The sequence below is a fragment of the Bartonella sp. MF74HXZ genome (assembly GCF_042194445.1).
Lineage (GTDB): Bacteria > Pseudomonadota > Alphaproteobacteria > Rhizobiales > Rhizobiaceae > Bartonella > Bartonella grahamii.
Window position 1 is genome coordinate 194,210 of record NZ_JBHIMW010000001.1, and the last position, 25,303, is coordinate 219,512.

Genomic DNA, 25,303 nt, shown 5'->3' on the forward strand with positions numbered 1-25,303 from the left:
CCCATCATAGAAAAAACATATCGGCTGCCAAGAATGATATGTTGTATTATGTTGTTCTTTTCATAAAAAATACAATACAGCGTTAATTCTTCAAAGAATTTTCTCATATTTTCAACAAGCTATTTTTCATTTTACAATCCTTCTTGCCTTTAAGTATCAACTTATCTTATGCTTATTCTCTAAATCATTTTTAATACTCTACGAGCTTTTATGTTTTATCTTGCCCATATATCGGATGTACATCTTTCCCCTCTCCCGCAACCTTCCCTTTTTGAACTTTCTGGGAAGCGTCTTACCGGTTATCTGAATTGGCAAAGAAAACGTAAGAGTCAAATGGTAACAAATGTCCTAGAAACTTTAATAGATGCCTTAAACAAAAAAAAACCTGATCATCTTGTGATCTCTGGTGATCTTGTTAATCTTGCTCTAGATAAGGAATTTGAACAAGCACATCGTTGGCTACTTAACTTAGGACAACCTCAAGATATTTCCTTGACATTTGGAAATCATGACGCCTATGTCCGCGGTGCTTTCCAAAAAGCATGTACTCTTTTTAAACCTTGGATCACAGGTGACGTCCCTCAAAAAAGCGCCTTTCTTTTTCCTTATATGCGCATTCGCAAAAATGTCGCCATCATAGCAACTTCTTCAGCCATCGCGACACCACCTTTTCAAGCTTCTGGTTATTTTGGTAAAATGCAAGCGCAAACTTTACCGCTCTTTTTAAAGGAAGCAGCACAGCGTAACCTTTTTCGTGTCGTCATGATTCACCATCCCCCCTTTCCCAAGGCAACATCTTGGCATAAAAAACTACGAGATATAAAACGTTTTCTAGACGTTATCAAATATCACGGTTGCGAACTTATTCTTCACGGACATACTCATTTACCCACATTGAATTACATTGAAGGACCAATTAAAAAAATTCCTATTGTTGGTGTTCCTTCCGCATCACAAGCTTTTGGTGATAAAAAACCACCCGCAGGCTTTAATTTATTTTCCATTGAACGCTTACAAAATCAATGGCACTGCCAATTGCAACGTTATAGCATTATCAACCCCCAAAACGAGATTGCATGTACTGAAACAATTAATCTTTAAACACCTTCATAGTTGCCAAAACAACCAAAAACGAAAATATTTTTATTTCATATCCCTTTGGAAATCATAATTTTTATTTCCCTTTTTCTCCTTAAAAGACAAAGTTTCACTTTCTCTGTCGATAAATCAATTTCTCTCAGAGAATTCCATCTGCTACCCCTCTTATATAACTGGCTTTACAAACTCATTGGTCTACTTCCTTCCCGTCCTAAAGGACGAAAATTTCTACCACACCTGATCTATAAATAATCCAGATTCTTGTCGCACGGATTCCACCTGCTAATTGTGCATGTAATTTACTTCACAAAGCTCTACACACAAATCATGCCTTGAATTTTATCATACACTCCTCCAAAAGCATCTAATGCGTAAAATCCTTATATCACTACAGTGATGGTATTTTATAGAATAATAGAGAAGTTCATTCAGCTTCTATACCTGAAAATCAATGACTAAAAAATCACAATAGTAACTAAAATATATAATTTCAATAACCCAACCTACTTGTAATTCACAAACAAACGATGCTGATTGATTTATCGTAAATAGATTTGAAATTATTCCCTCCTATTTCACTCGACATTTATTATTGTACATTTACAAGATTTATAAAAAATAATAGATTCTATTTCGATAACAGGCATAGGTAAGAATGTTTTTTATGCCTCGATAAATTTCTAATTTGCTATCTATTTTTCCTATAAATTACTTTATAATACTCTTTATAATTATTTTATTACTATAAATTATTATTTATAACATCACATAAAATATCTAGTAATAATAAAAATTATAATACGAATTTTCATTATTATTGAGTTATATTGAGGATGTAATTTTACGTACTTTAGAATTTTTTTTGCGATTTTTTTGTTATTAAATAAAATATTTTACGATAACGAAAAACAGAAAAGTCAATTGTATGAAAGGTATTTCAAATAAAACAAAACGCCATTAAGTTGCCAATTCATGGTTTGTTAAAAAACCATCCTTTCAAGCACCCAAATCCATTTCCCCACGGCACCTATGAATGATGTAATGATAAGTCCATTTAGTAGCACCATCTTTACATTTATGAAAAAACAAACTAGTATCAAACCTCACACTTCTCCCCCAATCTAGCGACAGCCTTTGGCACTTGAGATGGTTCATAAGAGGCATTTTTATTCTTTCTTTAATGTTTTTTATCTCACAGCTCTCCCTTCTTTGACGTACAAAAAACATGCTTTTGATTGGTTCAACATGGTATAGGTTTAAAATGAGCAAATCTTATGATACTTGAGGCTCCCACTTAACATGAAAAAAGTAAATTATATTTACAAATCAAATTATTGTTCGAATAAAATAGTAGCTCTTTTGAGTGAAGGATTTTTTCCAGAACATATCTAAACAATAAAAGCCTCATTCGAAAATGAGACTTTTGAATTTTTAATTCTGCAAAAAATTAAAATTTATAAGCTACACCCACGCGGAAATCGTTTGTTTTGTAGCCCATTTCAAATTTATCATGCACGAACTTCTTTTTACCAAAATCTGAATAACGGTATTCTGCACGCACAATAACATTATCAGTCATTGCAAAATCAACACCACCTCCGAGGGTATAACCAATCATGGTCTTTTTTTCATCATGCAACCAATCAGAAAAATTAACTGCTCTGTTGTTGCTGTCAGCAACTAACCCAAAAATATTCTGAAGCTGCGTATAAGCAATCCCTCCAGAAACATAAGGCATCACACGCTCAATCGCAAAACCAACTTTCACCCGCGTAGCACCAGCCCATTTTTGTTTTAAAGTATGGCGTACAGCTTCAATAGGTATTGTCGAATCCTCCTCATGAGAATCTCTTGTTAGATTTGTTTCTTCTGAAGAATCTTCTTCAGTTTGACTTTTTTTTGGTCGATTAATATCTTTTGTACTCTTTTTATCAGACCACATAATATCCGTATCAATACCTATAATAAAACCATTATCGATATCAATATTGGAACCTGCATAAACTCCCCCTATAAAACCAGAAAGTTTAGGTAAATCCTCCTTTCCAATTGGATTCCATATCCCCGTCTCATCTTTTAAATAACTTGCAGTTGTTTTACCTGAAAAGCTACCAATCTGTCCTCCAAGATAAAATCCTGTCCAAGAAAAAGCAGGAGCTGCAATAACAGGAACAGGCTGTTCAGGAGTAACGATATCCGCCGCCTGTACTACAGAAATTGAAATTAAAGAAAAGATAGATGTTGAGACTAAATACTTAGTAATCATAATTGCTCCTTTAAAAGCTAATGTGATACATAAATAATAGTAAATAGTTTCACAGTTTTTTTTTAAAATCTATAGCAAAAATGACACAGTTATAAAAAAATAAAAGTAGTTTTAATAAATAATATTATAAAAAAAATTAAATATGCTTTATATTTCCATTAATTATTACATATTAGCTTTTATATCTTCATATTAATCATGATTATCCACAATTATACAAATAATTATAATGTAAATTTTTTGAAAAAATGAGATATGTAATCAATAAAGATTTTTATCATATTGATTTTAATATTTTGGTATTATTAGTGTAATGAGACATAATCTCTATAAGTTTTTATATAAATATGTACGATAAAAACACTCTTGCATATATTCTTGTGTTGAATATCCCTTAATTCATAAATGTATCTGATATACCGCTGCTTAATAAATGACCCATATGCTTTTATCATATACAGGAGATAAGATTCATAAAGAATATCATTCACTAAACTCATCACTCATCGCTTTTTGTATAAAGAATGACACCTAGAATAGCACATTTAACAGAGAATTTTTTTCATCACACTTGAGAAACAAGTAGAGAACTTCACTCTAACCCTCTCAAGCGTTTAATGAAATAAAAGACAAAAATTAATATATAAAAATCGAATTAATAATTTTTATTATTCTTATAGAATTATTTTAATGTTTCAGGATTTTTGTAAAAACTGAACAGACCAATTGCCCAGTTTCTGCAATTAATTTTTCAACACGAAGCAAATCAGGTTCCCCAACACTATTTAACAAAAGGTCACTTAATCCAGGTGGCATATCATTGGGATCAAGAGAATCATTTAAGCAAAGCCGTATAATTTGACTCAAATTTGTATAAAGATGATAGGCATAATGTAAATCAGCAATACATGACTGATTAAGAAAACTGTTTGGTAAGTGATCTAAAATATCAGCTGTTGTTGCTCCAATTTGAAACTCAATGACATGCGTAATAAGAGAAAATTGAGCAATAAACTCCAAATCCATAATACCACCAGACATCGTTTTTAAATCCCATTGATTTTTTGGCGGCTTTTCTTTTGCAATCAAGGAACGCATTTCACATACTTCTTTTGCAACTTCCTTCTTATCACGAGAAATAGCAATAATTGCACACACTTCATTTTCTAGCTTTTGTAAAAAATCAGGATCTCCTGCAATGCCTCGAGCCCTTGTTAAAGCAAGATATTCCCATATCCATGCTTCTTGGCGATAATACTTTTTAAAAAATGGAAAAGAAACAGCAACAGGTCCTTTATTGCCTAACGGCCGTAACCTTAAATCAACGACATAAAGAACACCTTGGCTTGTAAGAGTGGATAAAGCAGAAATGAGGCGCTGTGCTAAACGCGTATAATATTGAGAGATATAAAGAGGCTTTTCTCCATCAGATATTTCTGCATCATCATCGTGTTCATAAAGCAAAACGAGGTCAACATCGGAATCTGCTGTTAATTCGCGACTTCCAAGCTTCCCCATACCCAATATGCCAACACGCCCCCCTTTAATACTACCATGAAGACGAGAAAATTCCTCTTGAACGGCAGCAAATGTTTTTGTAATCATAAGATCAGCAAGCGCAGTAAAAGCAAAACCCGCTCTTTCTCCTGTAATTGCACCATTCAAAATTCGAATACCAATTAAAAAACGTTGTTCATCTGCAAAAATTCTTAAATGGTCGAGAATTTCCTCATAAGAAAGAATATTTTCCAGAAAATATTCAAGCCGTTTTTCTAAATACGCTTTTGTTGGTAATTCTGAAAGAATATTCGGATCTAACATTCCATCAAAAACATGGGATCTGCGTGTAATAATTTCTGCAAGACGTGGAGCAGCACCCATAATAAGGACAAGCATATCCAAAAGAGAGGGATTAGACTGTAAAAGACTAAAAAGCTGAATTCCTGAAGGTAAGCCCTGTAAAAAACTATCAAAACGCAACATCGCCTCATCAGCTCGTTTTGTCCCACCAAAAGCTTTCAAAAGAGCTGGTGTTAATTCCGTTAATCTCTCGCGTGCTTCGGCTGATTGCGTTGCTTTATAACGACCACAATGGAGAGTACGCATAATACGACAAATATCACTTGCTCTTTCAAAGCCTAAACGGCTTAACGTTATTAATGTCTCCGGATCATCTTCTTCACCTGTAAAAACTAAATTACCAATTTCTAAACCAAGTTCTTGCTCATTCTCAAACAGTGCTGCATAATGTTTTTCAACAACCTGCAGTGTTTTTAATAAATCACGGATAAAACTGCTACTGTCCTGATAACCCATTAAATAGGCAACACTCGTGAATTGAGCAATATCATTTGGAAGAAGGTGTGTTTGTTCATCGCAAAGCATCTGAATACGATGTTCCACATTTCGAAGAAAAGCATAACTTTTTATAAGGCTATTTCTTGTTTTCTCACTGATCCAACCAAGCGTGTGAAGTTCTGCTAACATTGCCACTGTCTGACGTCCACGTAATTGAGGAAAACGCCCACCGGCAATGAGCTGTTGTGTCTGAACAAAAAACTCAATCTCACGAATACCGCCACGACCTAACTTTATATTATGCCCATAAGCTGCAATTTGACCGTAATTTTTATGCGCATGAATTTGACGTTTGATCGAATGAATATCAGCAATAGCAGCGTAATCTAAATATTTCCGCCACACATAGGGAAAAAGCTCTTTAAGAAAGTTAAAACCTGCCCTCTTATCGCCAGCAACTGGACGTGCTTTAATCATGGCTGCTCGTTCCCAATTTTGCCCACGCCCTTCGTAATACCGCAAGGCAGTCCTTACTGGTAAGGCCAAAGGAGTTGATCCTGGATCTGGACGAAGCCGAAAATCAAGACGAAAAACATATCCTTCCGCAGTGCGTTCTTGAATGATACGGATTAATCGGCGTACCATTTTAGAAAATACGTCAACACTTTCAGAAAGATTACCAATATGAGGTGATGTTTCATCAATGAAAACAATAAGATCAATATCAGAAGAATAATTAAGTTCCCCTGCTCCTAATTTTCCCATCCCTAAAATAATTAAACCACAGTCTTTTTCTGGATTCTCACGGCTTAATAAATTGATCTTACCATGATCATGCGCTTCTCTTAATAGAAAACGCAGCGCTACACTTAATGCAGCTTCACCCAAACGTGTCAACCAAGCACATGAAACTTCGTAAGTAAAAACACCACTCAAATCAGCTAAAGCAATGAGAACATGCGCTTCTCGTTTTTTGCGCCTTAAAGCAGCCATCAATGAAGTTTCATTTATAGTTTCATCCTTATCAATAGCCGTAATATCATCTATAATTTCGCTCAGCCTTGTTTCTATATCAACATTCAATAAAGCACTAAGATATGATGGATTGGCAATTAAAACCTCACGCAAAAAAGGAGATAAGGTCATAACTGAACTGATAAAATCAATCTGCGTTCCACTCTCTGAAATAAGGGAAACAAGCGATTCTAAACCTTCTTTCCTTGCTTGTTCTTCCATGTCTTTTAACCATTGGGAACCACTTTTATCGAGAGGGCGTAAAGGGAGAAGCTGTGTTTTTAAAAAAGCTTGTTTCGTCTGCGCTCCCTTGAAAAGCATTTTGCCTTCCTTTCTATTGCTTTATACTTTTAAAATAGTTGTTACGTATGAAAAGAGAAAAGTGAAGAAAAATATTTTTAAGGAAATAACAAAACAGCCCTAAGCCCTGGATTTGCATTTTCAAGTAACAATTCACCCCCGTGAAGCTTCATAACTGCTTTTGCTATGCTTAAACCAATCCCAAACCCAGGTTGTGTGCGGCTTTCTTCAAGACGAACAAATCGTTCTGTCACTTTTTCAAGTTTATCCTCTGCTATTCCTGGTCCATTATCGCTCACAACAACTAATAAATGTTCATCACGATATTCCATTGATAAGCAAACCTCCGCTTTCCTTTCACCTTTAGACGCATATTTAATAGCATTATCTATAAGGTTAAAAATTGATTGTGCAACAAGCTCACGATTCAACTTAAGCTCTTTATCAAATATATTCCCCAACCGAAGTAAAACACCTGACTCTTCAGCAAAAGGTTCGTAAATCTCAACAGCATCTTCAAGGATCAGTTTCATGTTCATCATTTCAAGATGCTCAATTGCACTGCTGGCCTCAATACGTGAAATCATTAAAATCGCATTGAACGTACAAATAAGTTGATCTGATTCTGCAATAACCCTATCAAGGACCTGACGATATTCAAGCTTTGTCTTATTTCCTGAAAGCGCCTCTTCAGCGCGATTTCTAAGACGCGTTAACGGCGTTTTCAGATCATGAGCAATATTATCTGATACTTGACGTAAACCAATATTTAACTCTTCAATGCGGTCTAACATAACATTAAGATTAGTTGACAATCGATCAAACTCATCCCCTACTCCAGAAACAGGTAAACGCCCACTAAAATCACCATCCATCAGGCGTTGTGATGCAGCCGTTACATGATCAATCCTTTGTAAAGCTCTCCTTCCAACAAAAAACCATATAAGTAAAGCGCCTCCAACCATTGCAGCAAGTGCAATGATCACAGCTTTACGAATAACCACTGCAAAACGTTCTGGCTCATCCAAATCGCGTCCTATAAGAATCTTCATAGCATTAGGTAAATCAACAATAACCGCCAAAGCGCGATGTTCACTTGTTTTGCCATGTTCTCCAAAACGGGAATACAAAAAAGAGGTAGAAATAAAACCACTCTGATTCAAAAGACCTAATTCAATACGTGCTACATTTCCTGCTAAAATACGCCCCATAGAATCCGTGACAAGATAAAGAAATGCTCCTGGTTGTCTTGAACGATAATCAATAGTGCGCATTAATAAGGATAATCCCCCATAATTATAAGCATTTTCAATATACTTTAATTCTTCATGTAAAGCCTGTTCAGTTTGCTCTGTTAACAATGAAGCAGAAAATGCCGTCATATAAATAGAAAGCCCTGTTGCCACCAATCCAAACAATAAAATATAAAGTGCTGAAAGCCTTAGCGCCGTCGTGCGCATTATATTAATCAAACGATTCATGCTTTGTTATCTGGTGCTTTCAGCATATATCCAGCTCCACGCACAGTATGGAGAAGGGGAACATCAAAATCTTTTTCAATTTTGGCTCTCAAACGGGAGATATGGACATCAATGACATTCGTTTGTGGATCAAAGTGGTAATCCCAAACATTTTCCAAAAGCATAGTGCGTGTAACAACCTGCCCCGCATAGCGCATCAAATATTCGAGTAAACGAAACTCTCGTGGTTGCAATAGGATGTTTCGATCACCCCGCTTTACCGTATGTGCTAACCGATCAAGTTCAAGATTACCTACACAATACACAGTTTCTGCTTCTTTAGGATTTTTCCGCCGTTGTAAAACTTCAACACGCGCAAGAAGTTCAGAAAAAGCATAAGGCTTTGTCAAATAATCATCTCCCCCTGCACGCAATCCCGTTACACGATCATTAACTTGCCCTAAAGCCGACAGGATAAGAACCGGTGTTTCATTGCCTTTAGCGCGCAATTCAGCAATAATAGAAAGACCATCACGATGCAAAAGCATTCGGTCAACAACCATAACGTCATAATTTTCCGTGGTCGCTAAAGCGTACCCCGTATCCCCATCATAAGCAACATCAACAGAATGCCCTACTTCTAAAAAAGCCTTTTCGAGATAATGCCCCGTCTCATGATCATCTTCAATAACGAGTATCTTCATAAAACGTATCTCCATTATTTTATTATGTTGTAGGACAAACATTTAATAAACATTTGTCCTACAACTAAAGCCTTATTTTTTCAAAATTGGAAGAGCAACAAAACGATTTTGATCATTTGTTCGCACTTGTAAGAGTATAGCCTTTCGTCCTAACTGCTGAGCATTTTTGATTGTGCTAACAATATCAGAGACTTTTTTAACCGGTTTATTATTTACTGTCACAATGGTATCACCAGGGCGTATCCCTTTATCTGCAGCATCTGAATCGGTATCGACATCCGTTACGACAACCCCTATACCATCATCAGAAGGTATAACAATCAGACCATAATCTTCTAATGTTTCATCTAAATCACCCCGTTCATTTGAATGTTTTGAAGCCTCCTTCTTACTTTCATCTTCAGACATTGAAGCGAGTTTAACCTTGATACTTTCCTCCTTACCTGATCTCCAAATCCCTATGGTTACCGTTTCTCCTGGTTTAATATTTGCAATACGTTTCGCCAAATCACGTGCATCAGCAACCTTTTCATTATTCACTGAAATAATTACATCACCCGCTTTAATACCAGCCTTTTCTGCCGGTCCTTTTAACGGATCAGTGACCAAAGCACCTTTGGCTTCTTTCAAACCTATTGAATCGGAAATCTCCTTTGTTACCGGCTGAATCTGAACACCTAACCAACCACGTTGAACTGAACCTTTTTCAATAAGTTGTTGTACAACCTGTTTTACAGTCGCTGCCGGAATAGCAAAAGCAATCCCAACATTTCCTCCAGAAGGAGTAAAAATTGCTGTATTAACCCCAACAACCTTTCCATTAAGATCAAACGTTGGACCACCAGAGTTTCCTCTATTAACAGCAGCATCAATCTGAATAAAATCATCATACACACCAGTGCCAATATCACGTCCACGTGCAGAAACAATACCTGCTGTCACAGTTCCACCAAGGCCAAATGGATTCCCAATGGCAACAACCCAATCCCCAACACGAAGCTTTGAATCATCACCAAAATCAACATAGGAAAATTTTCTTTTATCACTTACTTTTAATACGGCAAGGTCGGTTTTGGGATCTTTCCCAATAAGCTTTGCGTTCAATTCTGTACCATCATCAAGAACAACAGTATAACTTGTTCCGTCAGAAATCACATGATCATTGGTTACAATGTAACCATCAGACGAAATAAAAAAACCCGATCCAAAAGCAATAGGACGGAGTCTCCGTGATTGGTGAGGAAATTTATTTTTAGGTTTATCAAAATCATAAAACTCTTTAAAAAATCTTTTCAAAGGATGCTGGTCTGGTAATTGATCAAACCCTGGACCACTAAAAAAGTTGCTAAAGAACCTATCTTCTTTCTTTTTATTGCTCTTTACTTGTACTGCTACAACTGCTGGTTTCACTTGAGCAACAATATCGGCAAATCCCTGTTGTTGCATTAACGAAGTAAATACAGAACTTGCATGAGCCTTTGTCATCAACAAGCTTGATGTACATCCACTAAAAAACAGTGCACTTTCCAATATCGCAGAAAAACTCACTGCGACAAACGTTTTAAAGAAAGCCTTTTTAACCATTTACTCTATGCTCCTATTCAATCATACCTTTATTCCAATTGCGATCACTTATAAAATACTAGACCTTACCGTTTTCTGTCTAAATTATTAAAGTTTTGTAAGGTTTCAGTATACCCTAATATAATTATAATAAGATTGTATGCTCATTGCAGATGAGCCGATTTTTTCTTTTATGTAATATCTTTTTTAATGCAATGGCATTTTTGACTGTTCTTTTTCATTCAGATAACTCATTATTTTCTCATGATTATTCCGTTTTAAGTGAAAAAATATGATATTTGCGCCAATGATGATAATAATCAAAGGCGAAAACCATAAAAACCAAGTTATTTTATTCAATGGTGGTTTCAAGAGAATAAATTCACCATATCGTTCAACAAGAAAGTCAGTGACTTGCTGATTACTATAGCCCATTTTTAGCCTTTCCCGAATTAAAAGCCGTAAATCACGTGCTAGAGCAGCATCTGAATCATCAATTGATTGATTTTGACAAACCGGACAACGTAAATGTGATGAAATATGGCGTGCTCTCGCTTCAAGAACCTTATCCTTTAAAATCTCATCCGGCTCTACTGCTATTGCTAATCGAAAAGGAAATGTTGCAATTAAAAAAAATAAAATCCAAAGATTTTTTTTCATCTCAATGTTTTTTCCAAAAATTTAAAGCAAGCAGTACCCTATTGTACATGCCAATGCGAAACCAATATCCCAGAAGAGAAAGACATCCGCCTATAGCCATCATGAATGCCCCTAACCAAATACATATTACATAAGGCTTCCACCATATGTGTACAACAAGACCCCGATTATCGGTATGTCCTGGTACAATATATAGCTGCGATAAGCCATAATTTTGAAGACCAACTTCTGTTGTTGATGTATTTTGGCTTGAATAAAATCGCTTTGAGGCTGTTACATGACCCACAATGTTTTTATTTTCATATATTTTAAAATAAAACTCCATTGCCGAATAATTCGAACCAACACCATCATACACTGCATCAAAATGAAGCGTTTTATCCGCTATCGTCACCCTATCCCCTACGTTCATGATTAAAATACGTTCTTGCCCAAAACTTGCCACACAAACAATACCAAATAATGTAACACCTAATCCCATATGTGCTATTGCTGCACCAAAAGTAGACCATGGCAATCCAAGAAATCTCTTAACGCGTACTGAAAAAGCTCTCTTGCCATATCCACTCTTTCCCCATAGATCCGCTAAACTGCCTAAAAAAACAAATGCTGAAAGCCCAATCCCTAAAACTGCAAAAATATCACGCAAAGATGTCGCATAAAATATTATAAAACAGACGATACCAACCAATACAAAAACAAACCATAACCGTTCAAAAACTGCAAGAAAATCACCGCGTTTCCATGCCATCATTGTCCCAAACGGAACAAACAACAACAACAAAACCATTAGCGGTCCACAGGTAAGGTTAAAAAAAGCAGCCCCTACAGAAATTTTTTGTCCTGTTAATATCTCAATAAAATAAGGATAAAGCGTACCAATCAATACTGTTGCTGTTATTGTTGTAAGTAACAAGTTATTTAAAACAATAAACCCTTCACGTGAAATTGGTTGAAAAAAAATTCCTGTTTTTAAAATAGGAGTGCGCAAAGCAAAAAGAAGAAAAGCCGCTCCCGTAAAAAAAAATAAAAGCGCAAGAATTGCTTGCCCCCGTGCTGGATCAACAGCAAAACTATGAACAGAAACTAAAAGCCCCGAACGCACAAGAAAAGTTCCCATCAGAGAAAGGGAAAAAGTAAGCAGCGCTAAAAACAAAGTCCAACTTTTCAATATTTCTCGTTTTTCGAGAACAAGAGCAGAATGTAAAAGAGCCGTTCCTGAAAGCCAAGGCATAAACGAAACATTTTCAACAGGATCCCAAAACCAATAGCCCCCCCATCCTAGCTCATAATAAGCCCAATAGGAGCCAACCATAATACCCAATGTCAAAAAACACCAAGAAAGTAAAAGCCATGGACGAATCCCACGCGCCCAAATTCTATCAACATGTCCCATAATCAATGCCGCAACGGCAAAAGAAAAACAAAGTGAAAAACCGACATAACCTAAATAAAGTAGCGGTGGATGAATTGCTAATGCGATATCTTGTAAAAGAGGATTGAGACCATTTCCCTGTAATGCTGGTGGATTCACACGTAAAAATGGGTTGGATACAAAAAGAATAAATAAAAGAAAAGCACTTGTAATCCAACTTTGGCAAATTAAAACAAGCGTCTTAAAATCTTCTGGAAAATGTTGGCTAAAAAAGGCCATCAATGCACTAAAAAAAGCAAGACTTAAAACCCATAACAACATAGAGCCTTCGTGGTTGCTCCAAACACCTGTAATTTTATAGAGCATCGGTTTTTCTGAATGAGAATTTTCAACAACGTTCAAAACAGAAAAATCAGATACGACATAAGCATAAATTATCACTAAAAAAGATAAAAGCAGTAATGTAAAAGTGATATATGCTAGAGGAACAGCTGTTTGCATTAACAAACGCTCTCTCCACCAAACACCTAAAGCAGGTAAGAACGCCCCTAATAAGCTTACTGAAAATGCTGCAGCTAAAAAAATATGACCCAGTTCGACAAGCACAATCGAATTATTTCTCCATACCGTAATGTTTTTTCAAACGATCAGCTGTTTCTTTAGGCATATAAGTTTCATCATGTTTTGCTAAAATACGTGTCCCTATAAAAAAACCCTGTTTATCGAAATGCCCTTCTACAATCACCCCCTGACCTTCCCGAAAAAGATCCGGTAAGGCACCGTTGAAAACCACTTTTTCATGTTTTTTATTATCCGTTACAAAAAAAATAATGCCTCTCTCTCCAACATATTGAACAGTTTCCTTTTCAACAAAACCACCCAAACGCAAAGGGCGCCCTGTTAAAATATCTTCTCTTGTAATTTCAGAGGGCATTCTAAAAAAACTGACCGCATGACGCATTGCATATACTATAAGACTTGCTGCAATTGTCATAACCAAACAACATAATAATATGATCAGCAAGCGCCTTTTTTTTCGCTGCTCTAAAATAACCTTCAACGAAGAAGAATTCTTTAAAGATTGACTTTTCATAGACACTCTACGAAAAAAATTTAAATACGTTATAATTAAGTATCAATATTTTATTTTTTTTAAGAGCTTTGCACATCTTCTACATAGGTGCAACTTTTTATCCAATACCTCACCTTTGCTAACAAACTTATCAATATCTTTCTTCCTTTTTTAGTTTTACAACCAATTTTTATTTAACCTATAACCACTTATATCGCGCTCTTTACATTCTTCATTTCTATTCCTTAATCTTCTTCACAAACACCTACTTCTAAGAGATTACTTCTCTTGTCTTTCTAAACAGCACTTCCCTTTATATTTCATCATCTCAATTGGCGATGATTGCTTTTCTTTGTATGCTCACTCGATAAATCACGTAACTGAATCATCATTTTTTTCACACGTGATTGTCCTGAAAAATTTTCAGGCATTGTATCAAGAAAGCTTTGTAAAAATTGCACTGCCTGCGCAGTTTTTCCTGCTTGATGCAATGCATCGGCCAACAATAAACGTGGATAAAAATCTGTTGGCGCTAAATCTGCTGCTTTTTGAAAAGCATTTTGTGCTTCTTGTGTTATCACTCCCCCTTCATAACCAACCAATGCTAAACCATATCCTACAAGCCTTGGAGCTGTTTCTCCATTCAAACGAAGTGCGTCTAAATAAGTATTCACAGCCTCTTGAAAAAGGCTTTCTTCGAGATACCCTACCGCTAACGCATCTGCTAGCTTGCCATCATGAGGTGCACGGAAAAAAAGCACTTGTAAACGAATAAGCTTTTCTTGCTTACTAAGAGTTTTAGGATCCTTATCCATTAATTCGCTAAAAAAATAACTTTTCACTTCTGGACTGCCTGTCAGACCATAAATATTCCATGTCATAAGAAGAACAAATAAAATACTTAAAGCCTTAAGAATATTTCTTTTTTTATAATGCATATAAAGCTTGTTAAACTCAATCGTATGCTTATGACTTCTATAGCCATCCACGGTTTGAACTTTCCATTCTTTCTTTATATCATCGTCAAAACGTAGTGAAAGAAAAAGAATACTTGCCAGAAAAGTCAGAAAAAATGCTGCAAAAATTAATAAGAGCATATCATTTTTTTCCAATACGCACAGAGAATGACTCGCTTACATTTTACCATCTTCATGAGAAGAGTGATGTGAATTGATAAAAATTCATTTTTTCATGGAAAATATTATAAAATCTATTGTCCATTTTTCTTATATATATATCAATTAAACAAAGGAACTAAAAACAATGTTTCCCTACTCTTTATGTATTATCTGAAAATACTGCTTTACAAACTTTATAGACATTTCTTGCTTAAGGCGAAAATATGTTATTCTCCCATCTTAGGTAATAAAACTTTTGCATACAACCCACCCAAATCAGAACGTGATAAAAAGAGCTTGCCACCATATTCACTGACCATATCTGAAACAATTGCTAGCCCTAAACCTGCCCCTAGTTTACTTTCATTAAACCGCCGCCCTCTTTTTAATGCTTCCTCCATTTTGTCTTCTGTTAAACCAGGGCCATCATCTTCTACAAAGATACTAAAATATTCTGTTTCTTCAACATTTTCTTCTAAACAACAAGAGATCAAAACCTTTGCTCGAGACCACTGAGTAGCATTTTCAATCAAATTCCCTATAATTTCTTCTAAATCTTCCTTCTCTCCAGAAAAAACAATATCATCAACATCCATAATAAATTGAATTTGTTTTTCAGGATTAAGCTTTTTCATAACCCGCACTAAACGTTCAAGCACACTGCGAACAGACGTATGATAGACAATACTATCGCATTGTGCTGCAATCCGCGCACGCTGAAGATAATGATTGATTTGAGCTTGCATTATTTGCGTTTGCTCTCTCAACAAACAAGCCTTTTCTCCGCGCATCTTATCTGTCTCATTCATAATCACGGATAGAGGCGTTTTCAATGAATGCGCAAGATTACCAACCTGTGTGCGAAATCGCTCAATAATACGCTGATTATTATTAATGAGAGCATTCATCTCTTGTACAAGCGGCATTACTTCGCTTACTAAATCCGTATTCACATAGTGAACTTTTCCTTCGCGAATATCATTCAATGCGCGTCGAATAAGCTTCAACGGTTGAAAACTAAAGAAAATAATAGCAATATTAATAAGGACACTCCCGATACCAAAACTCCAAAGAAAAATTTGCAAAGTTCGCTTAAATTCCTTTACCTGGGCATGAGCTTCATCGATATTCCCAACAAGCCGAAAACGTGCAATATGATTTTCATTATCAAGAACAACATCACTCTCAATCACTTGTAGCTTTTGACCATTGTTCCCCTTTATCCGATAAGAGCGAAAGAACTTATTGTCAAAAGGTATATCAACATCACTTGGTGTAAATATCTCGCCTGTTCCCAATGAGGGGGATGTCAATCTTCCTTTTAAATTATGGGATATCGCAACAACTTCCCAATACCATCCTGTTGTTGGATCAGAATAACGAATATCATCAATCCCAGCCCCTCCTCTCAAAGTACCTTCCGATGACACCGTCACTGTTGCAATAAGACTGTAGAGTTGAGCAGAAAGAATACGCTCTAGGCTTTGTTCAGTTGAACGTTTATAAAATAAAATACTTACTGCAGAAATCGATAAAAGAGAAATAACAACCCATAATGTTGATAAGACCATAACACGTAAACTGAGAGATCGAGTAATTACAAAAAAGAACCTCCTACACCAATTATTCTCTTCGAAAGTATTCATTAATCACCTAGCGTTCTCACGCGATACCCCATTCCTCGAATAGTTTCAATCAAATCCACTCCAAGCTTTTTCCGTAACCGACCTACAAAGACTTCCACCGTATTCGAGTCCTTATCAAAATCCTGATCATAAAGATGTTCAGTAAGCTCTGTTCTTGAAATGACCCTGTCACAATGATGCATGAGATACGAAAGCAGTCTGAATTCATAAGATGTTAGTTTAATCAACTGACCATCCACAAAAACACGAGACGTCTTCGTATCCAACAAAACATTTCCGCAACATAATGCACTTGTCGCATGTCCCGTAGCGCGACGAATTAATGCTCGTAAACGCGCCATCACTTCCTCCAAATGAAATGGCTTCACAACATAATCGTCAGCCCCAGCATCAATACCGTGCACCTTATCAGACCAACGGTCTCGCGCCGTTAGCATTAAAACAGGCATGGTGTGCCCTTCTTGACGCCATTTTTCAACAACACGAATACCATCAATATACGGTAAACCTATATCAAGTATCACCGCGTCGTAAGACTCTGTGCTCCCTAAAAAATAAGCCTCTTCACCATCGAAAGCACTATCGGAAACATATCCTGCACGTCTTACAGCTTCTGCTAATTGATGATGAAGATTCCGATCATCTTCAACGATTAAGATACGCATCACAACACCATCTGCCAAAGACTAATCAGCAGGAACAAAAAACTCAACACGACGTAACTTTTCCCCATTACGGGCTGGTACAACAATCACAATTGCACACATGCCCTTTCCATCCTGAACAACTGGGTTTGAACGGACGAGAACCCCGCTCTCTTGCGCAGCAACCTTCTTACCTACTTCAGCACACCCAGAAGCTAGAACAGAATCTGCTCCTAAAAAAGCTGCTATTATTACGAACAAGAATTTTTTTTTCATCATAAATATTTCAATAACCCACCTCTTCTCTTCCTTGATAAAGGATAAAAGAAATAATGGTTTTTTTGGGTCGATTTAAAAATCACAAATGGAAATAATTTATCCTCTATCTTACAGAAGAATGCATTAACATTACTTTAAATTTTAAAAAACTCAAAATAAAATATTTTTAATAATGAGAATAAAGTTTATTAGATAAAATAATAAAATCTTAATACACTACCTTACGAAAAATGAATAATTCTAAAATCAACTCTTTCTCTGTTAGCACTATAGCAAAAAAATACTTCTACTCCATATAATTATTGTAGATTTGTTTGGTTGTATTTCTTTGCCATAGGCTCTCTTTAAATGTTTGATTTTTTTAAAAAAAAGAAAAGGCAACACCGTAAGCCATTTCACAGTCCTGCTCTCATTGAATTAGACGCACGATTAGATACAGCGCTTTATCACATTCGTTCTGCTAACAGTTTTTTCTGGAAAAAGGCAAAAATCATCTCACAAAATTTTCATCTTCAAGGATGGAAACGTTTTATCGTTGAAGTTCTCGATGAAATACTGACATTAGGGTTGATGGGATTTACTCTTTTCACTATTTTGGGCATTTCTGTTTTTGAACTGACCAAAACAGATTGGTCTTCTCCTAAAAACTTTTCCATTCTTTTTCTAGATCGCTATGGAAATTCCATTGGACACCGTGGTGCACTGCCGGCGATCTCTGTCCCCGTTGAAGAAATGCCTGACACTGTCATTAAAGCGGTTCTTGCTACAGAAGACCGTCGTTTTTTCGATCATTGGGGTATTGATTTTCAAGGACTTACACGGGCAATTTCACAAAATATGCAAGCTAAAGGTGTAGTGCAAGGTGGTTCAACTCTCACACAACAATTGGCTAAAAATTTATTCTTAACAAACGAGAGAACCATAACACGTAAAATCAAAGAAGCTTATCTTGCTCTTTGGCTAGAAGCAAATTTTAGCAAAAAACAGATTTTGCAACTTTATCTTGACCGCGCCTATATGGGAGGAAACAATTTTGGTATTGCAGCAGCTGCAAAATTTTATTTTGGAAAAAACATACGTCATGTATCTTTAAGTGAATCTGCTATGTTAGCAGGACTCTTTAAAGCTCCAACAAAATATGCTCCTCATAGTCATCTCTTTGCTGCTCAAACACGTGCCAATGTAGTCCTTTCTAATCTTGTTAATAGTGGCTTTATGACGAAGAGCCAGATTATCAATGCGCATCGCCACCCTGCTAGGGCACTTCCCCAAATAGAAAATAATCAGGCTGATTATTTTCTTGATTGGGCATTCGAGGAAGTCAAAAAAATGCGTAATCAACTTCCAAGCCATAGTTTAATTATTCAAACGACCCTTGATCCGAATATTCAAAAAGCAGCAGAAGAATCAATTGCATATCATTTACATCAATATGGTCAACAATATCGCGTAACACAAGCTGCCACTGTTATACTCGATAATAACGGTGCCGTATGCGCAATTGTTGGAGGACTAGATTATAAAAGGAGCCAATTTAACAGAGCGACACAAGGCGGACGGCAAACTGGTTCTTCATTCAAACCTTATGTTTACGCAACCGCACTGGAACACGGACTGTCTCCCTCAACAATCGTTTTAGATGCTCCCATCAATTGGGGGGGGTGGACACCAAAAAATAATTCTGGTCGTTATTTGGGGAAAATTGATTTAGCAACAGCTTTAGCTTTTTCCATTAATACAGTCCCTGTGTATCTCACCTATCAATATCTTCACCGCGATACCCAACCCATTATAGATCTCATCAAGAATATGGGGATTAACGCGCATATTTTATCACACAAAACGATGGTTCTTGGCACTTCCAACATGACCCCCATGGATCAAGCAACTGGCTTTAATGTCTTTGCGAATGGCGGGATAGCTGGTAATCGTCATGGGTTCACGCAAATCAGAACAATCGATGGACATGTGGTATGGGATTTCGAGCATAACGGAAATAAGTTACACCGAGTTCTCAGCAGACAATCAGCTGCCTATATGAACCAAATGATGGTGGGTGTCACAACACGAGGGTCTGGTAAGCGTGCTGCTCTGCCTATGACTCTTGTCGCTGGGAAAACTGGAACATCACAATCCTATCGTGATGCTTGGTTTGTTGGCTTTACAGGCAATTATACTGGAGCGGTATGGATGGGAAATGATAACTTTTCACCGATGAATCGTGCTTTTGGGGGTGGAGTTCCTGCCATGATATGGCATCGCATCATGCTTGCTGCACACCAAAATATTATGCTCAAACAACTCTATGGTGTTAAAGATTCTCTTCTTCCTTATCATCCCCCAATACTTTCCTCCCATGTAGATTCTGAATTTTTTCCCCCAACACCCTCTACGCTTTCTTCTGAAACATTGAATATTGTGCGATTGATTAACAAAGATCTGAAAAAACCATCTGCAATTTCTTTGAAGATGAAAACAACTGGAGATTCAACATTTTGAATTCAAAATATTCTATGATGTTTTTTAATATCACCATTTTCTTTTTTATCTTCGCTTTTTCTATTTTATGTGGAAAATTGAGTGTCGATTATGTACTCAATTCCTTTCATCATTTTGGACTCTTTAGAATTGGAAAATGGAGTGCTTATCCACAAATGGGAACCGCCAATATGGATCCTTATACCCGCGCCCGCACCGCTAAACAAGGCATTGTTTCACTCGGACGTACTGAAGGTATTCAATTCCAGATTTGGCAAGATAACCAAGGGCGTCCACTCCACCCTCGCTGTCATTATTTGCTCAAAGGCACCATCCCTGAAACCCGTTTTTTTACCCTTTATACAGCTGACAAATCGCTAAAGCCCTATATTTCATCCAAAGAAATACCTTTTGAACTCCACACGAACGCTATTACTTATGAGCATGATGGCTCATTGCACATCAATATTTCACCTACACCGCAAGCCGGCAATTGGCTTGCAACAGTTAGTCAAAAAGAATTCGGGCTTATTCTTACCTTATACGATACCTCAATCATCTCTGCAACGGCATTACAAAAGCTTACAATGCCATCAATAGAACAAATTCCATCAGGAAAAATAAATTGTGACTAGATTCATTTATATCGCACTTCTTGCAATCATTGGCGCTATTATCGTTCATATTTGCGTTCTCTTTCTGATCCCCTATTGGGCACAAAATAATATATGGACAGCACTTAAAAAATCCGGCGCCCCTTATCAATTTGTTGCTTTTACTCCCGATAATCCTATTCAACAATCTGCTGATCCACTCTTTCTTCTTAAAGTCTGCAGATTTAATCTTGAAAATGGGCCTGTTCATTTAAAAGCTTTGAAAACACGACAATTTTGGTCATTAGCAGCCTACACACACAACGGAATTATTTTCTATAGCCTTAATGACCGAACAGCCCCTGATAATACACTCGATCTTATTATTGGAAAACCAATACAAATAATAGAACTCCAAAAATCAAAACCTAAAAAAAATGCTAATTCAGTTTTGGTTGCTAAAAATTTGAATGAAGGTTTTGTCATTTTACGTATTTTTGCCCCTTCTTCACTTGCAAAAAAGGAAAGTGAATCTTTCCTTTCATCTGCAACCTGCCACATATTTTATGAATAAAAACGGTCTAACCTCTCATTTGTACAACACCTTACTTTCTATACAAAATAAATGAAGCCTATTAAAATGATTGTCTTTTTCCTCTATTAATCGAATATTCGAATTCAGGTTTGTCTGATTGTAGATCCCTAAATTTTTTATTGAAGTAGTATGAAATCTCTATTGCACATCATCATATCCTATTTGATACGCATTATCTGACAGAAAATACTCTCCGCAATCAGAAGAGAAAAATCAAAATTCTAAATAAATATGCTACTAACAACCGTAAAACTTGTTATTTGAGTTTATTTCTTTTTATTTACAAACGTTTCCATAAAGTTCGCATCAATGACATGATAAACTATAGAAGAAATACTGATTACCTTCAATAAAGTGCGAATATAATCGCTGGAAACTTATAAGACATTACGCATCCTTGACCTCAAAAATAAGTGCTTTATTTTTCTCTTGTAAGCAGAAGCTTTTTGCAAGATATGCACTCTGAAAAAACTTGGCTTATAGTTTACAATTGAGGGGAAAAAACTTCATGAAGAAGAGATATGTTCGGTTCGTTGCAAGAGCAGCAGTATGGTCCCCTCGATTTGGTGGATTGGCGTTCTTTATTTTATTATTTTCAGTCATTTTACAACGTTTTTCCGTCATTAACGTAACCGACTTCATAATTTTGATAGGTATCTCTACTGGCTGTGTGATTATTTCTCTTTTTCTTGCTGTAAAAGCACTTTACAGCTTATGGGTCTATGGAGCCCTAGGGGGAATGAAAGCTTTAAAAGGAATCATTTATTCATTAATAACTGCTACACCATTGATGTTATTTTTTGGACTTTGGTTTACCTTACCGGCTCTTTACGATATTTCTACCGATACACAAAGCCCGCCAGCTTTTTTTCGCACAATACGTCCCAGCGATGCTTTACCGCTCAAGAGTGTATTGACTGAACAAGCAGCAATACAGATCTCACAATGGCCAGAAATGTCAGGGCGCCGTTATGATGGTTCACCTGATCGTATTCGCGAATCTGTTCTCAATGTTTTAGCAGCCTATGATTGGCCTGTTGTGGCTCAAAGAAAGTTTCAAGGTGAAGAAGATGCACTTTATATTGAAACAATGGCAAAAACTTTTTACCTTGGCTTTATTTCGGACATTGTCATTCGTTTAACTGATGAAGGGGATACAACTTTTGTTGATATGCGTTCTGCTTCGCGTTATTTGCCAAGAGATTTAGGAACGAATGCTGCTTTTATTATCGATTTTATGGATGCACTTGATACAGAAATCGCCTCACTTCCTCTTTCTGAAGATAATGAGTAGAGGTTAGAAGTATAGTAAGTTACATTTACTAAATGAGCTTATTTCAAAAATAAATTATTATTGCAATTTCATAAAAATTTATAATTACAAATAATAGAAACTTATTTAAATGAAAATCATTTTTTATAAAACATAATTTAAATATAAATGCTAATATCTAATATATTTAAACGCAACATAAATAAAACAAAACGTCAAAAATAACAAAAAGAACCACCCAAATGTCTTAATCGCTTCCTTTATACTATTTTTCCAACTGTCACCACTGTATCTATAAATTAATAAAAATGAAAATATAAAAACAAATACTGAAAATAAAATATCAAAAACATTATTATATAAAGATAATAAATAATCACTTTTCATATAAATAACGTATACAAATAAAAAATGTTATAGAAAGTAATATAATAAATATAATGAACAAAAATGTGCTTAATAACATTTTTTTCACAATTTCTTTGTTACTATAACCTTTAAATTTATACCGTAAAAACATTGCATAGAAAAATATAAATAAAGCACATGTATAAGATAATAATTCTGCAATAATACGAATAATATCACTCATAAAAAAATCCAAATTAAATATATATAAAAACAATAAACATTAACATATATTAATTCATACAAAAATTAATAAATTAAAATAATATAAAAAAATAATTTATTATTATTTAATTATTTTTTTCATTAAATACTTTATATACATAATACAATTTAAATAAATATACTTAAACAAAAAAATGCAAAAAACAATTCATAAAATATATTAAAAATATAGATAACAAATAAAATTTCCAAATTAATCTATAATTATAAATTAATAATGAATAATCATCGTTCATAGAAATAACGTATATAAATAAAAAATGTTATAAAAAATAATATAACGAAAAAAAATATTCTTAACAAAATTTTTTTCCAAATTTCTTTTCTATTATAACCTTTATATTTATAATATGAAAACAATGTATAGAAAAATATAAATAAAGCACCTATAGAAAATAATAATTCTATAATAATACTAATAAGCTCATTCATAAAAAAAATCCAAATTAAATATATAATTTTGTAAAATTATGCACCTAAACCTTCCTGTCAAGTTTGTAGACACATAATTATGCCTACAAGCTTGTTCATTGCTTTACCGCTCAAAAGTGTTTTGACTGAACAAGCAACATTACAGATGTCACAATGGCCAGAAATATCGGGGCGCCGTTATGATGGCTCACCTGATCGTATTCGCGAATCCGTTCTCAATGTTTTAGCAGCCTATGATTGGCCTATTGTAGCGCAAAGAGAATTCAAAGGCGAAGAAAATGAAGTTTATATTGAAACGAGAGCTAAAACTTTTTACCTTGGTTTTATTTCAGACATTGTGATACGCTTAACCAATGAAGGGGATACCACTTTTGTTGATATGCGCTCTGCTTCTCGTTATTTTCCAAGAGATTTGGGAACGAATGCTGCTTTTATTATCAATTTTATGGATGCACTTGATACAGAAATCGCCTCACTTCCTCTCTCACAAGACGATGAATAACAATCTAAGAGAAATAAGGCATTTTGTGTCCATAACAATTGCCTATTTTTCAATAAATATGATACATAAGCAAGCAATCACTTTTCAAAAACTATAAACTGATAATCCTTATACAAAAGATAATAATCTCAAAACAACCCATGCTTGAAATAATTAAAAAGATTTAAAATAGGAAATAAAAAACAGAATTCTTGATGATAATACTGATTTTAAAGTATCTATCCCAATGTAATCAGTAAACATTTTTTTAAAGATAAATAGTATATAAAAAGAATAACTTATTTTTTATAAATAACTCTACAAATAACACCTTATAATTATATTATTTTAAAATTCCCATATATTTAACTAATAAACTTCCAAAATAATATAATATAAAAAACGTAATTGTTGATAATATTTTCCTTTTTATACTCCAGTTCTTACCTTTAGATCTATTGTAAAAAAAATTGAAAATCCATATATAAACGTTACCAATAAGGCGCCAGTAAAATTATTCATAACAAAAAAATCCAAAATAAAATATCTATTGTCTTAAACAAAAATATTCCTGAAATCAATTACCATAGCTTTAAAGTATGTTTACAATATCACTGATCTCAGAAATATCTTTATCGTTATTTTCTAAATAAATTAGAAACAGTGTTCTTCCACTTTACGGATGACATTGATTGTACTTATCTTTTAAACCGCTAGCAGCTCCTCCTAATCCGCCTACTATTGCTAAAGGGACAACGCTAACACCTCCGACTGCACCAGCAATACCTCCTATTACTTCTCCTATGATGCCGCCTGCACCTTCTGCTTGGGAATGAGCGCCTGCGCTACAATTATCTTCTTCTGGAAAAAGCAAAATTTTTAGATGTGAGTTAATAATTGAATCATGTAATGAGCATGCTATTTAGCAAAAAATCAAATATAATTTGTAAAAATATATAACTCATAATAAATAATAAAATAATGATAATAACGTAATTCTATATTATTTTAAAATTCCTATATATTTAACTAATAAAATTCCAAAATAATATAATATAAAAAACGTAATTGTTGATAATATTTTCCTTTTTATACTCCAGTTCTTACCTTTAGATCTATTGTAAAAAAAATTGAAAATCCATATATAAACGTTACCAATAAGGCGCCAGTAAAATTATTCATAACAAAAAAATCCAAAATAAAATATCTATTGTCTTAAACAAAAATATTCCTGAAATCAATTACCATAGCTTTAAAGTATGTTTACAATATCACTGATCTCAGAAATATCTTTATCGTTATTTTCTAAATAAATTAGAAA

18 protein-coding genes and 1 pseudogene are annotated in these 25,303 nt (G+C 34.9%); 6 read left to right on the forward strand and 13 right to left on the reverse strand.

Annotated elements, in window-relative coordinates:
- Window positions 1-210: 210 nt before the first annotated feature.
- Window positions 211-1,101, forward strand: a complete 891-nt coding sequence (locus ACFIJ8_RS00805) for a metallophosphoesterase (RefSeq protein WP_012754872.1) — start codon at window positions 211-213, stop codon at window positions 1,099-1,101.
- Window positions 1,102-2,545: 1,444 nt separating this feature from the next.
- Here the strand turns inward: ACFIJ8_RS00805 and ACFIJ8_RS00810 are convergent.
- From ACFIJ8_RS00810 to ACFIJ8_RS00865, 12 genes are all read right to left on the reverse strand, one after another.
- Window positions 2,546-3,364, reverse strand: coding sequence for an outer membrane protein (locus ACFIJ8_RS00810; RefSeq protein WP_273788391.1), 819 nt, complete (start codon window positions 3,362-3,364; stop codon window positions 2,546-2,548).
- A gap of 687 nt (window positions 3,365-4,051) precedes the next feature.
- Window positions 4,052-6,997, reverse strand: coding sequence for a bifunctional [glutamine synthetase] adenylyltransferase/[glutamine synthetase]-adenylyl-L-tyrosine phosphorylase (locus ACFIJ8_RS00815; RefSeq protein ID WP_375638656.1), 2,946 nt, complete (start codon window positions 6,995-6,997; stop codon window positions 4,052-4,054).
- A 77-nt stretch (window positions 6,998-7,074) separates the two neighbouring features.
- The gene (locus ACFIJ8_RS00820; RefSeq protein ID WP_012754869.1) at window positions 7,075-8,457 is read right to left on the reverse strand and encodes a HAMP domain-containing sensor histidine kinase; all 1,383 of its coding nucleotides are present in this window, start codon (window positions 8,455-8,457) and stop codon (window positions 7,075-7,077) included.
- Complete coding sequence (locus tag ACFIJ8_RS00825; protein WP_012754868.1) at window positions 8,454-9,140, reverse strand: response regulator transcription factor; 687 nt, start codon at window positions 9,138-9,140, stop codon at window positions 8,454-8,456. The genes ACFIJ8_RS00820 and ACFIJ8_RS00825 overlap by 4 nt, the downstream gene beginning before the upstream one ends.
- Before the next feature lie 72 nt (window positions 9,141-9,212).
- A complete protein-coding gene (locus ACFIJ8_RS00830) occupies window positions 9,213-10,724 on the reverse strand; it encodes a Do family serine endopeptidase (protein WP_273788393.1) in 1,512 nt (503 codons plus the stop codon).
- Between the two features lie 186 nt (window positions 10,725-10,910).
- A complete protein-coding gene (locus tag ACFIJ8_RS00835; RefSeq protein ID WP_273788394.1) occupies window positions 10,911-11,363 on the reverse strand; it encodes a cytochrome c-type biogenesis protein in 453 nt (150 codons plus the stop codon).
- A 1-nt stretch (window position 11,364) separates the two neighbouring features.
- Complete coding sequence (locus tag ACFIJ8_RS00840; RefSeq protein ID WP_273788395.1) at window positions 11,365-13,344, reverse strand: heme lyase CcmF/NrfE family subunit; 1,980 nt, start codon at window positions 13,342-13,344, stop codon at window positions 11,365-11,367.
- Window positions 13,345-13,351: 7 nt separating this feature from the next.
- Entirely contained in the window at window positions 13,352-13,831 is a 480-nt protein-coding gene (gene ccmE, locus ACFIJ8_RS00845) for a cytochrome c maturation protein CcmE (RefSeq protein WP_375638660.1), read from the reverse strand.
- Between the two features lie 302 nt (window positions 13,832-14,133).
- Window positions 14,134-14,907, reverse strand: coding sequence for a tetratricopeptide repeat protein (locus tag ACFIJ8_RS00850; protein ID WP_273788397.1), 774 nt, complete (start codon window positions 14,905-14,907; stop codon window positions 14,134-14,136).
- Window positions 14,908-15,155: 248 nt separating this feature from the next.
- Window positions 15,156-16,574, reverse strand: coding sequence for an ATP-binding protein (locus tag ACFIJ8_RS00855; RefSeq protein WP_375625099.1), 1,419 nt, complete (start codon window positions 16,572-16,574; stop codon window positions 15,156-15,158).
- Window positions 16,574-17,239, reverse strand: coding sequence for a response regulator transcription factor (locus ACFIJ8_RS00860; RefSeq protein ID WP_273788399.1), 666 nt, complete (start codon window positions 17,237-17,239; stop codon window positions 16,574-16,576). The genes ACFIJ8_RS00855 and ACFIJ8_RS00860 overlap by 1 nt, the downstream gene beginning before the upstream one ends.
- A gap of 21 nt (window positions 17,240-17,260) precedes the next feature.
- Window positions 17,261-17,497: a hypothetical protein gene (locus tag ACFIJ8_RS00865; protein ID WP_375628179.1), complete on the reverse strand. Its 237-nt coding sequence runs from the start codon at window positions 17,495-17,497 to the stop codon at window positions 17,261-17,263.
- Window positions 17,498-17,845: 348 nt separating this feature from the next.
- On the opposite strand from ACFIJ8_RS00865, the gene ACFIJ8_RS00870 reads away from it, so the two are divergent.
- The 5 genes and pseudogenes from ACFIJ8_RS00870 to ACFIJ8_RS00890 form a co-directional block, all read left to right on the forward strand.
- On the forward strand, window positions 17,846-19,996 hold the full coding sequence (locus tag ACFIJ8_RS00870) for a transglycosylase domain-containing protein (RefSeq protein WP_375638662.1): 2,151 nt from the start codon (window positions 17,846-17,848) through the stop codon (window positions 19,994-19,996).
- A 17-nt stretch (window positions 19,997-20,013) separates the two neighbouring features.
- Entirely contained in the window at window positions 20,014-20,610 is a 597-nt protein-coding gene (locus ACFIJ8_RS00875; RefSeq protein WP_375638780.1) for a DUF1214 domain-containing protein, read from the forward strand.
- Window positions 20,603-21,142, forward strand: a complete 540-nt coding sequence (locus ACFIJ8_RS00880; protein ID WP_273788402.1) for a hypothetical protein — start codon at window positions 20,603-20,605, stop codon at window positions 21,140-21,142. The genes ACFIJ8_RS00875 and ACFIJ8_RS00880 overlap by 8 nt, the downstream gene beginning before the upstream one ends.
- Window positions 21,143-21,671: 529 nt before the next feature.
- The gene (locus ACFIJ8_RS00885) at window positions 21,672-22,457 is read left to right on the forward strand and encodes a DUF1499 domain-containing protein (RefSeq protein WP_375638664.1); all 786 of its coding nucleotides are present in this window, start codon (window positions 21,672-21,674) and stop codon (window positions 22,455-22,457) included.
- Between the two features lie 1,144 nt (window positions 22,458-23,601).
- Window positions 23,602-24,003, forward strand: a pseudogene (locus ACFIJ8_RS00890) (DUF1499 domain-containing protein); the annotation flags it as partial.
- Between the two features lie 655 nt (window positions 24,004-24,658).
- Here ACFIJ8_RS00890 and ACFIJ8_RS00895 read toward each other — a convergent pair.
- Window positions 24,659-24,856, reverse strand: a complete 198-nt coding sequence (locus tag ACFIJ8_RS00895; RefSeq protein ID WP_375638665.1) for a hypothetical protein — start codon at window positions 24,854-24,856, stop codon at window positions 24,659-24,661.
- Between the last annotated feature and the right edge of the window lie 447 nt (window positions 24,857-25,303).